Origin of the sequence: Algoriphagus sp., assembly GCF_029254265.1 — a bacterium.
Classification (GTDB): domain Bacteria; phylum Bacteroidota; class Bacteroidia; order Cytophagales; family Cyclobacteriaceae; genus Algoriphagus.
In genome coordinates this window covers 43,725-55,828 of record NZ_JAQWXX010000029.1, presented here as the reverse complement: position 1 = coordinate 55,828, position 12,104 = coordinate 43,725, and the positions used below count along the sequence as shown (strand labels likewise).

The following is a 12,104-nucleotide window of genomic DNA, read 5'->3' as shown; positions in this document are numbered from 1 at the left end:
TGGTCAAAACCGTTTATTTTGACCTAATTTAGTACCCGTTAAGATCGCAAGAAAGCGATTGTCACTGGCTGTCACTTCTAACTTATTTGGCTACTGGCATCTTTGCGGATATACATATTTAATATTTAATGACTCAATGGGATTTTGAACTTAGTCAAATATTAATTGACCGCTTCTTGAAATTGTTCGGAACAAGTAGTGACAAGTAATTCCTAAATAGGTCGAATTGGTTTTCCTTGGTTGAAAATATACAAAGCTCTGATCTGAATATCATCGAGTTTATCCGGCATTTTCTCCACACCAGACTATTTCACCGCCTTCTCCACAGCAGCTTTTCCTCCCACCACTGGAACGGTCAATACAGTTCCATCTAGATCTATCGTCAGTTCTGTGCCGGGCTTAGGTAAAATTGTGAACTCGGCATCTGAGGAAAAGATCATCAAACCAATCTGCTGGCCTGCTGCGATGATCTGATCGTCCGGCTGCAAGTCAAAGCTTACCTCGTAGAACTTCCCCGGCACCAAAGGCTCTCCTTTACGGATGGAAGCGTGGTTTTGTGGATCTGCCCAGCCTCTGGTAATGATATTATCCGTGATTTTTGCATTTCTCCCTTCTGTCCAAGGCAGGGAAACCAACCAAACTGAAAGGTTGGCTGCAGGTTTATTGGCTGCTATTTTGACAGTAATTTTTGGAATTCCTGAAATATGAACCGGCTCTTTGAGTACAGGGCTAAGATAGAGCAAGCGATGCTCGGTGTAATCTGCCTGCGCCAGCGCAGATCCTGGAAAGGAATAGTTATCAACCAAAGTTTCATGCTTTCCGGAAGTCATTTTCTCCAGTCCCATTCCACCTGCTGCAGGAGCTCCAGCACTCAGGTAAAAACTTACTGGGGAAGCTTGAGGATTCGGGAAATCCGCATAAGGGGTTGGATTGCTACGCTCATCCTGCTCACGGACTATCCAGGCTTTTGGTTCCTGTTCCACACCATTTTCCACTCCATGCAAGTAGCGGGTAAACCAACGATTCATCATCGAAAATGGAGGAGGCCCGCCATGCCCGTTTTGATGATAAAAGATTTTAGCTGGAATTCCTTTGGCGCGAGCTGCATCATAAATTCTATAGCTGTGCTCCGGCATCACGTTCCAGTCATTGAAACCGTGCGACATCAACAGTGCTGCTTTCATTGGGCCCATGTCATTGAGGTAGTCACGGCCAGCCCAGAAGTCATTGTAGTCGCCGCTGGCTCGGTCCATGCCTTGGGCCATTTCTGTATCACGGACTGTTTTATTGCTGTAGGCTCTTTTGGATTCATCGCCGCTATGGATGAAATCATACAATACATCGATGTCTTCTCCCAGATATCCTCCCGGTGATCGGACGAGTCCATTGGATCTGTAATAATGATAATAGGATGTATTAGGAGCGATGGGGATTATGGCCTCAAGGCCTTTTATGCCAGTAGTTGCTGCTGCCAGAGGAAGCGTACCGTTGTAGGAAGTTCCTGTCATTCCCACTTTCCCGGTGGACCAAAATGCGTACACTTTTTCATTTCCATCCGGCGTAGTATAGCCATTGTCTTTGCCGGTGAGCCATTCGATCACGGCCTTTGGTGCTAAGGATTCATTGTCTCCACCGACGGTTGGCGATCCCTGGGAAAGTCCGGTGCCCGGAGAGGAGGAGTGAACCACAATGTAGCCACGAGGGACCCATAGCATAATTTCGGAATTAGAGATGATCGGCCGCTCACCTGTGCGTACGACCTCGAATTGGTTTCTTGGAGGAGCTGAGTCACCCAATTCATGTTTTACCTCCCAAAAGAGAGGAGCGTTTCCTGCCGTGCCTGCATAATAGGGGCTGCTGGCATAGACCACAGGAAGCTTAAGTCCCTCCGTCTCGGTTTGTTTCGGCCGGGTTACATCCACATGCATCCGGTCTTTTTTACCGTCTCCGTCGGTGTCAAATTCCGTTTCCACCCAGAGATCAGTACGGATCCAGTTGGCGGAATCTTTCAGTTCCGGGATGATTTGGGCTTCCCCGTTTTCAAAAATAGGTTTGACTTGTGCGAGTAGGGGGTGAGCTCCCATTCCTAGAAAAAGGAGAAAAAGTGCGGCCTGCTTGAGGAGTTTCATAATTGTGCGTTATTGATTTTATAAGGTGAGTCAATATAAGGCAAAATGAGATATTTGAAGGTATTCTTTTATGAGATAGCTTTCTTGATACTATAAAAGCAGAACAAGGCGTTAAAAAAATAGCCCGCCGCGGCGGGTGTTTTTAGCCTTGGGCCGGACCGCGACAATTGTCAGGAGTAGGTGAGGCAAACTACGCCTAGGCAATGATTGTACTACGCCCAGTCGGGAGGAACTGAGATTTTTAGAATTTTTCTCAAAATCACGTTAACCCCTCCTCCGGAATCAACATGGTGTGATTTGCTAATCGCTTCCATTCACTATGGCCTAAAATTAAATCCATTTATTGGCCTAGTTTTCCCCTTTTTCCAGCAGGATCTTTGCAAAAATCGGAGCTACCGCGCTTCCTCTCCAGCCTCCTGAGTAGTTTGCAGCCATGTAGAGATTTAATTCGGGGATATAAATCACCTGGGTTCCCCAAAAACCGGAATGAGTAAAAGCCTCGAATCCATTGATCTTAATTTTATACATGCCCATTTGGTAATCCATTCTTGCCTTGGTTTCGTAGGTCACCGGCTCCAGCATGATTTCCAGTGTTTCAGCTTTCTCAAAGACTTTTCCCTGAAAAAGGGCCTGAAAGAAATCTACCAGTTCCTGTGAAGTTGACAGGATTCCTCCCCCGCCATAATAATCCATCGTGGGGCTGAATTCATACGTGTCGCGTCCTTGGAAATATTGATGAATCCGCAGCTGATCAGTTATTGGGTCCATTCTTTCAAAGTCAGTTCGCTCGAGTCCGAGTGCCTCTATTCCGAGCAATTCCTTAAGACCAGCGTCCAGGCTTTTGCCAGTGTACTTTTCGATCAACTCACCCAAGATCACATAGCCTGTATCCGAATAGCTAAACTGCTCTCCCGGAGGGCCAATGGGATCTCCTTTTTCCACACCCATCTTCAATTGTTCGGTTCGGGTCCATTCGTGATCTGTAGTTCCGAGGACTATTTCAAAGAACTCAGGTGCATTTGTGTGGTCAAAAAAGCCCGCTGAATGCCTTAAAATTTGCCGAATGGTAATTAGATCCAAGTCATAATCCTGAGACAGAATCTCCGCATGTTCCTGAGAGATGTGTTTGGAAATTGGGTCATCAAGTTTCAGAACGCCCTTTTCCATCAGTCGGAGTATGCCTGCTGCGACATAAGTCTTCGTGACGCTAGCGATGCGGAAAGTTTCTTCGATTTGCAAAGAGTCACCGAGGGACTGATCGTTTATTCCTGCCGCTCCTGACCAGGAAAAACTTTCATCTCCGGATTCAACAGTGAATAAGATTCCCGGATTCGACTCCGTGATTTCTGATTGGAGGACCTGTTGAAAGTTTTGGGCTTGCACTTGATTCCAAGCAGTGGCCAAAAGTGCAATTCCGAGGAGGCGGTGTAGCGATTTCATAAAGTATGGGTTGTAAAGTTCTTTGGATTCGACTCTGGGCCAAATTTGAGTTAAAAGTACGCTAAATTGTAAATATGAGGATCTTGTTATTTCTCCGGAATTGCCAAGGTTTGATTGGCTAAGAGCTTCCACTTGCTATGGGTTAGCGGGTAGGTACGGGTCTTTTATCCTATAGCAAAAGGAGGGGGCGAACTACGCTTAGACAAAGCTTTAAGAAATAATCTGATTACACCTAGACGGGGCTAGACGATTAAATTGATTAAGAATTGATTGAAATTCAGATACCGTCTGCTTCTTGAGCAGGCGGTATTTTTTTTATTTCTTTTTGGAATGATTCCATCGAGGTAAAAGGTCTGGAAATACTCGTTCAGATCTTCGAGATAGTAGTTCTGATCTTCGAAATAGTAATTCTAAACCTCGAATTAGTCGTTCTGATGCTCGAGATACACGTTCTGATCTTCGAGATACATGTTCTGATCCTCGAGATAATAGTTCTGAACCTCGAGATAGTCGTTCTGAATCTCGAATTAGTAGTTCGAATCCTCGAGATAGACGTTCTGATTCTAGAAATAGTCGTTCCGAACCTCGAGATAGTCGTTCCAAACCTCTAATTAGTCGTTTTTTAAGGTGTAAAAGCATAATCAGAAAGGAGAGAAGGAATTACAAATTCCTCAAAAATATAAAAGCGTAGTTGCTCCCGACAATTGTCGCGGACTACGCTTAGAAGAACGATTTGACTACACCCAGACGATGGGTAGGCAAACTACACTCATCGCCAAGAACGATCTGAACACACTCAGCCGAGTAGGCTGATTTGGCTTCTGATTCGCTCTATTAAAAGGCTCATGATTCTTTTATTGTACAGGTTGGTATTTGCGCTGTACACAGCTAATTCTTCAATAGTGAGCATGCCAAGGGTAACTCCGATCAATTTGTTCTTTAACACGATGTTTTTCTGTAAGCTGTTTTCTATAAAGAGAACCTTGTTTTCAGGTGATAAAGAATAATACATGATCTTAGATTCAGTAATGTGATTTTTGAAAAGCCCAAGTAAAAGGTCATTTTGAAGTTTTAGAATAGGGCGCAGGGTGAGAGTCTGAAATTTTTCTTCATCTGTGCTTTTCTCGAACTCTTTTGTTTTAATAATTGGTCTTAAATCTAATCTACTTGTCATGGGTTGCTTTTTTGCTTGAGTAAAACGGTTTATGTGTCGGCTGAAGAACTAAACCACAGACCAAACACCTGATGCGCCTTGAATGTTAAAGAAAGTATCCTGTAGGCCTTTTTAGATGAGCCGGTAAGCTACGCCAAGCAAAAGGATCTGAAACACCCAGACGAGGAGGTTAAATTTTAAAACCGCGCTGATATTGATTTAGTTTTTATCTTTATCAGAAGCAAAAAATATAAATCTCAAAATTTCAATTTTACCAAAAATGAAAAATTTACTTTTCATCCTCTTGTTTTTCCCTTTATTAACTTTTGGTCAAAGTGAACCTTTCAAAGGAGCAAACACTCTGGTAGTCATTTCTGAAAAAGAAAACCTATTTCAAATTGCAGGAAAACAGCTTATCCAAGACGGTTATCAATTAGCGGATTCTAATTCCGATTTTCAAACAATTACAACGGAATGGAAAGATGTAAGATGGATTAAGTACAGGCTAATAGTTTCAATTATTGATGATAAAGTCCAGATTCAAGCTAAGCTAATAAACGAAGCAGCGAATGGTGTACTTAATACTCAAGGGTCGGATTGGCTCTTGGAATGGAAGAAATCAGGAGTTGAAAATGATGCTTGGATTAAGATGGAGGCCTTTGCATCTAACTTCGGGACTAATCGACAATATTTCAAAAAATAATTTTTTTGCGCCTTTTACCGATTTACTTAGAAATAAAATCCTGAAAATATTAAAGCGTAGTTACAAACTACGCTTAGACGATGATCTGACTACACCCAGACGGGGGACTAAGAACGATCTGACTACTCCCAGACGGGGTACATCTTAATCGTTTGACCATATCCAACAGCCGCAACCAGGAAAAGCAGGAAAAATAAAATTATCTTTTTCATAACATTACTCTTTTACAAACCAACTGGCGACATACGCTGTGAACGTTCCAAATAATCCTACACCGGTGGTCATCAAAACCATCGCAATCAATCTGCCTTCAAGTCTCACTGGAAATAAATCTCCATATCCTACGGTGGTAATCTTAACAAATGCCCACCAAAGCGAATCTCCTGCGGTTGTAGTGTTACTTTCTGGATCAGTCTCAACCTGGATCATTGAGATAGAGGAGAATATAATCATCAGTATGGCTATAAGCAATGCTGAATTCAAAGTCCCTTTGGCTTTGTCAAGGAAAAAGGAATCCATGAAATCCTTTAGGCTTTTGAATGCCTTAATGACTCGAAGTATACGAATCAGCCGGACCAGCCTTCCTAGCCGTAGGGCGTCCATCATAGGAATACTTGCCACTAAGTCAATCCAACCCCAGCGCATAAATTTCAACTTATTCTCAGCCTTGTAAAATTGAATACAGAAGTCCAGGAAAAATACGGCACAGATTACTACGTCAAAAATTTGGAGCAAACGGCTTATTTCCTCTGGAAGTACAAAAAGAGCATCAATCACCAATGCCCCTAAGACATAGATGGACAGTACGAGGATAAGCAGGTTTAAAAAGCTGATTTTTTTTCATGTGTGATCTTAATACCAGTGAAAATAGAAAGAATTACTTCCGTCTTCAAATCCAAATTGCTCCCGACAGTTGTACGGGTTTCTAAAAGATATTAAGGTGTATTTACAAATTTATGATAGTCAAACGCCAAACTACACCCATTGGGGCAGGGTGGTTTTTACATTCTCTAAAATTGTCCTTGATCTAATATAGAATAACAATGACAAGAACTAATATTGGAATAATGATAAGCCCAAACATTCCTAAACAGCCCTTTGAAACAATTCTTCCAATTTTTTGATTTCGACCACTTTTTGTCAATGGGATTCCAATTTTTCGTGAAACTTTGGCTTTTGCTCCAGAAATTCCGCTTAATCTTTTCCAAGAAAATCCTCCTTTATTCATAGCTATATAATTTTTGAATCTTTTTTCACTCCCGATTACTGGAGGATTATTAATTCTAATTGATATTAAAGCGTAGTTATAAACTTCGCTTAGACGAACTATCTGACTACCCCGAGACGGGGAGTTCTATTTCCAAAATCTTAACTCATCAACAACAGAATTTATTTGATTTAAATAGACGCTAATTTGATTTGTTGAATCAGAATCAACTGCTTTTCCCAAAATAAATAATGTAAATGTAAAATATATGAGCAATAATAAGAAAGCACTCATGCCTCCCATTTTACTTCTACTTACATAAATCAAAAAAGCTAGAATTGTTAATATAAACAATAATATTCTTAATTCTGAAACATTTGTTACGGTTTCAGGAGACATTGTAATTGGGCCATAAATCAAGGTGAAAATGAATAATGGAAAACCTAAGGCAAAGCATACATCAAAAATATTGCTTCCTAATGCATTTGAAACAGCATCGTCATAATTGCCTTTCTGAGCGTCTTTCATAGAAAGTATTGTATCTGGAACACTTGTAGCAGCACTTGCCAAAATTACAGCGATAAAATAAATTGGAACATTTAATGAATCACCAAGCCATTCACAAGATTTAACTAATAGCATACATGCTGATCCTATAACTAGCATTGAGAAAAGTAATAAATTCCAAGAATTGGCACTAGAATATTCACCCTTAATAAATATCGGCTCCAGATCTAGAGTTATTAGGTTTTTAAAAAATGAATTGGTCTTTATATTTTCATCCAACGTACTTTCTTCTTCTTGAGTGTTTCCATCATCATCCTGGCCTTGTTCATTTAATTCACTCGGCTTCATAGTGTAGAGCATATAAAATACATAAATACCATACATTAACATTAAAATGAAACCGTGAACCCAAGTTAATGTGTCACCTCCTATCAGGAAAATTAGAATAAATTCACATAATAATAATGAGATACCATCTCGAAAAAGAACTTTTCTCGAAACAACTACAGAAGAATTTAACCTTTTTAGAACAACTATCAATATTACTACTGCTGGAATAATCATTCCATTAAAAATAGCACTCCCCGCAGTAGTCCCAATACCTCCTGCAAATCCATCCTTGTCCTTTAGTATAAAGAGGAAAAAAAGTGTGGTAAATAGTTCAGGCATGGAAGATCCAATTGCATTTATGGTTGCCCCTCTAACCCCTTCACTAAGGTTTCTGCCTAAATATTCAGAAGCAGCTTCAAAGCCATCACTTGCACGCCAAATAATTACACAACAAAGTGCAATCATTAAAATTGAGACAAGAATTATCATAATTATTTTTTTTTGATTGTTTGATTACTTGTTTGCCATTGTTATTATTACTACTCGCCCGCCATCTTCTTTTGATAATAGAAGTTTTTTACTATCTGTTAATTCAACCATAGTGTTGATGGGTATTTCTTTATCTTCTGTTACATCTTTAAGAGAATCTAATTTTTCATTTACAAAAATCCATTTATTATTATGAAAAGAAAAGTAACCCATTCTTGCCTTTTGAGCTTCGGTTAGTCTTTCATTTCTAATAATATTTTTATTGGAGTGCCATTGGTGCAAAGTTGAATTGTTATAAACTACTAATCTTTGATTTTCTGGTTTCCAAACGTTTGGTTTGAATTGATAGAAAAAATCCAAAACAGGGATTGAATGAATGTATTTTGTACCACAAAATGGACAAAACGTATTTTTAGTATTATTGTAGATGAACCATTTTTGATCACATGTAGCATTACTACATTGTAATTTTAAATCATTTGTTTTTATAAGTGCTTGTTCCCAAGCATCAGCTGTTGGTCGCTGGTTTGGGTTATGCAAGCCCTTAATAAAAGCCTGATCGAAAAGTTCTTTTAAATATGGGCCAGTAATCTTATAATTTGTTTTATTTAAGTCTGTCCAAGGTGAAAATTTCTGAAGATTATCACCATATTCCCTTTTGAAATTTTTGTTACTATGGTCCGTAGGATGTTCTATAAATAATGCCTTAGACCCCATTAATAAATCTTCTTCCTTTTCTGTTTCCATCTGGCCAAAATAGTTACCGCCTCTTAAAGGGTGTCGGTAAAGCAAATACATATAAATAAGAACAGCTAGAGCGTGAAGGTCTGTTAATCTGTTGGGCAATTTCCTATTTTGGTCAGTTTTGCTTAAATGTTTTGTTGCCATAACTTCAGGAGCTATGAAATCCGCTGTACCGATAACATCAGGGGGAAATAAGCCAGGTACCACCAATCCGTCAATGTCTATAATTGCAGCAGTTTTACTAACTGGGTCAATTAAAACGTTGTTATAAGATAAGTCTGAATGAGCAAGGCCGGCAGAATGCAACCTTTTGACACCTCTTGCAATATTAACGGATACTTGAAAATAACTTAACCAATTACCAAGTTCCTTATCTTCAAGCTTAGACTTTGAATGATTTGCTCTAAATTTTGCACTTGCAAACCATTTCCCGTTTTTTTCTTTGCCTTTTAATAGATCATTGTTTGCATATCCTTTTTTGAAAAAGAAATTTTGATTGTAACAAGGAACTATAATTCCAATCTTTTTCTCAAGCTCAACAACGTCAGTAGGCCAACTATAAAGTTCTTTGTAGTAGTTGCCGCTTAAAGAGTCTCGAACAAAAAAACTATCAAAGTATTGAGTAGCTATTTTCTTTAATCGTTCTTTAGAATTAAAATCTTGAGGGTCCCTGTAAAAGGCTACTACATATGATTTATCTGGACTAAAATAAACGTCTTTCATACCACCTCTCATAGGTTCTCCATTATCAATATACTGATATGTTTTACCTGTGTTAATTATTGATGATACTGTTTTTGTACTCATAAGTTGATTTTAATAAACTATTGCTAATGTCCTATCATCATGATTACCTTGACTCCAGAAATCCATCCAATTTGAAAGTTGATTTGAGATTTCAGTATTTGAATAATCAAAATCAACTTTCAAATTATCTTCATTATTCCCTTGTAAGTCTTCCATAAATTCAATCCATTTTCCGTTCTTTTCTAAATTAGCTTCTACTACAAATTTTGGATCATAAATGCCGTCAGTCATTAAAAACAAATATGAAAAGTCAGTTACGATTTGAAAATTAAACCTTGATGCCATAGGATGTTCTTTAGAATGAAATATATTTGGTTGTGTGATAAATCTTGTGCCACCACCGAACTCACCAACATCTAACCAATTAAGTAAGGTAGTTTGAGATTGATCTTTATTCATAATTGCAATTGGGCAGTCGCCCACGCCAAATGTTTGAAGAACATAACCAAATTCATATTTTTTAAACAAAGCAAAAATCAAAGTAGAGTGGTAATAATCTAATAGTGTTTTTGCTTTAGGATTATTAAAAAGTTCTGGGTGTTCTTTTGATGTTATTTCAGCGTGTTCTTTTATTTTATTATGAACGTGAAGTGTAGCTTTATAAAGATTTTGTTTTGAAGCAATTTCTATTTCTTTCAATAGCATTTCATCTTTTGATTCATTAAAAGCAATAAGTTTCGATTCAAATTCTTTGTTTTGCTCTACATCATGGTGATTCTCAAAATAATCTAACACTGCATTACAAGCTAATTGAGATCCTATTCTAGAAAGTGAGTAACTTCCTGCACCATCAGAAACAGCTACTACTGACCATCCTGTTTTTTCAAAGTATTTATATGCAAAATCATCATCTCTAAAGGAGCCAACATTTTCGTGCGAACGACCTCTTTTAGATGCAACCACAATATGCCGATCTCCTAAACTCGCTGCCTCTGTAACATCATCTTTCTTCCAAAATAAATCATTAGTATCGCTAGGAATATCTTTCCACAATGATTTAGGGTCTGGATTTATAATTAAAGAAATAAGTTTCTCGTTTGGTGAAGTTGATTCGGATTCACCTTTGATTTTAAAAATTAGTTTAATTTTAAAATCTCCGCTTTGAGTAGGTGTGCCTTCAATGGCACTATTAACTTTATTAAATGATAATCCTAATTCTTCTAAACCTTCAAAGGTTTCAAATAATAAATCAGTAAAATTTAATTTATTAAAATCTATTTTAGCTTCATAATGTTTACCAATGGTCCCGTTGGGTATTACGATTTGATGCGAAATAATGTCTGCAACTCTATTTTTTATTTTCCATTTTTCCATTATGAAATTTTGATTTTCTATTATGCTATTAACCGCCTCTTGACAATCTACTGATCTTACAAATTCATCAAGTAAATTTTGTTTAGTTGTAGGAATTAAAATGTTTTTAGCATTAAATAGTGAATTTATATACATTTTGATGTCCACCATACCTTATCCTTGTGTTCTGTTAACATCAAAACCACCTTCTCCTGAACCATAAGTACCTTGATTTCCGCACCAAGGGCAAGTGCTAATTTCTTCATCTCCAATACAGTGTAATTTACCACAAATACACACTGCAAAGGCAAATTGATTACCACAACAAGGACAAGTTGGCGCGCCGTTAAGCTCTTCTGTATTTACTTTTATATCAATGTTTGAATTGTCGGACAATTCAAAATAAGTGTTATCAACTTGAAAAGCACCAACTAATCTATATGAAAGGGTGTTAATGTCAAGTCCTCCAAGATTGTTAGAAACAATTCGCTTTTTATACTTTATTAAATATGGCCGTTTTGTGTTTTGGCATTTTGCAGCCAATACCACAAAGTTATTATCTACTAATGGAGTTAGGTGTTTTGTTTTGGTCAAGTTAATTTTTGAAATGGTTTCACCATCTAATTTAGCTAATTCAAAACCCGTAGAATTATTCTCAACACTTACGCTATTTGTTTTAATGGAATCTGTGACCCATTTAAAAAATTGCTTGTAAGCTGTAGCGTCAGTATTTTTAAAGTGCAAAACATTTTCTGTCAATTCACTTAATAAATTTGTGTCAGTTTCTTCCCCAAATGATATTGCTACCATATTAGAAGTTCTTTGCCAATTTTGCCTCCATTCTAAAATAGCAGTTTTTGTTTCATCTGTTGGAACACCATCCGTAAATAAAAAGACAATTGGCTTCCAGTCCCCTTTTTTTTCGGCAGTTGTTTTTACTATGTTTTTGCGTAGTTCAAACATTAAATGACCTAACCCTTTGCTTAGGGATGTACCACTTCCAATAGGAAATTTTGGAGGGTAAAAATTAATAATCTCTTGGAGAGGTACAATAGTTTTTGCCTGTCCAGCAAAGACTATTATTGAAACCCAAACGGTTTCAATGGCATTTGGATCTGTTTTTAATGCTTGAATAATTGTTGATAGACCTTCTTCAACTTGTTGAATAGGTTCTCCAATCATTGACTCAGAGATGTCTATTAAAAAATATATTGGCAGTCTTCTCATAGATTTAAAAGGTGTTTACGATTATTAATAATAGAATCAACAATATTATTTGAGTCATATCAACTGACAAACCTT

10 protein-coding genes are annotated in these 12,104 nt (G+C 37.8%); 1 reads left to right on the top strand and 9 read right to left on the bottom strand.

What is annotated here, in order from left to right; genetic code table 11:
• Window positions 1–305: 305 nt before the first annotated feature.
• The 3 genes from P8O16_RS04340 to P8O16_RS04330 form a co-directional block, all read right to left on the bottom strand.
• Complete coding sequence (locus tag P8O16_RS04340) at window positions 306–2,129, bottom strand: Xaa-Pro dipeptidyl-peptidase (RefSeq protein ID WP_300311231.1); 1,824 nt, start codon at window positions 2,127–2,129, stop codon at window positions 306–308.
• Between the two features lie 348 nt (window positions 2,130–2,477).
• Window positions 2,478–3,569: a serine hydrolase gene (locus P8O16_RS04335; protein ID WP_300311229.1), complete on the bottom strand. Its 1,092-nt coding sequence runs from the start codon at window positions 3,567–3,569 to the stop codon at window positions 2,478–2,480.
• 796 nt (window positions 3,570–4,365) lie between these two features.
• Window positions 4,366–4,743 carry a hypothetical protein gene (locus P8O16_RS04330; protein WP_300311227.1) on the bottom strand — a complete coding sequence of 126 codons (378 nt, stop codon included), beginning with the start codon at window positions 4,741–4,743 and terminating at the stop codon, window positions 4,366–4,368.
• A gap of 259 nt (window positions 4,744–5,002) precedes the next feature.
• On the opposite strand from P8O16_RS04330, the gene P8O16_RS04325 reads away from it, so the two are divergent.
• On the top strand, window positions 5,003–5,425 hold the full coding sequence (locus tag P8O16_RS04325; RefSeq protein ID WP_300311225.1) for a hypothetical protein: 423 nt from the start codon (window positions 5,003–5,005) through the stop codon (window positions 5,423–5,425).
• Between the two features lie 216 nt (window positions 5,426–5,641).
• On the opposite strand, the gene P8O16_RS04320 is transcribed toward P8O16_RS04325, so the two are convergent.
• From P8O16_RS04320 to P8O16_RS04295, 6 genes are all read right to left on the bottom strand, one after another.
• A complete protein-coding gene (locus P8O16_RS04320; protein ID WP_300311233.1) occupies window positions 5,642–6,244 on the bottom strand; it encodes a potassium channel family protein in 603 nt (200 codons plus the stop codon).
• Window positions 6,245–6,452: 208 nt separating this feature from the next.
• The gene (locus P8O16_RS04315) at window positions 6,453–6,653 is read right to left on the bottom strand and encodes a hypothetical protein (protein WP_300311223.1); all 201 of its coding nucleotides are present in this window, start codon (window positions 6,651–6,653) and stop codon (window positions 6,453–6,455) included.
• A 126-nt stretch (window positions 6,654–6,779) separates the two neighbouring features.
• Window positions 6,780–7,958, bottom strand: coding sequence for a hypothetical protein (locus P8O16_RS04310; RefSeq protein WP_300311221.1), 1,179 nt, complete (start codon window positions 7,956–7,958; stop codon window positions 6,780–6,782).
• A gap of 24 nt (window positions 7,959–7,982) precedes the next feature.
• A complete protein-coding gene (locus P8O16_RS04305; protein ID WP_300311219.1) occupies window positions 7,983–9,509 on the bottom strand; it encodes a hypothetical protein in 1,527 nt (508 codons plus the stop codon).
• A 9-nt stretch (window positions 9,510–9,518) separates the two neighbouring features.
• The gene (locus tag P8O16_RS04300; protein ID WP_300311217.1) at window positions 9,519–10,973 is read right to left on the bottom strand and encodes a PP2C family serine/threonine-protein phosphatase; all 1,455 of its coding nucleotides are present in this window, start codon (window positions 10,971–10,973) and stop codon (window positions 9,519–9,521) included.
• A gap of 3 nt (window positions 10,974–10,976) precedes the next feature.
• On the bottom strand, window positions 10,977–12,029 hold the full coding sequence (locus P8O16_RS04295; protein ID WP_300311215.1) for a TerY-C metal binding domain-containing protein: 1,053 nt from the start codon (window positions 12,027–12,029) through the stop codon (window positions 10,977–10,979).
• Window positions 12,030–12,104 lie beyond the last annotated feature (75 nt).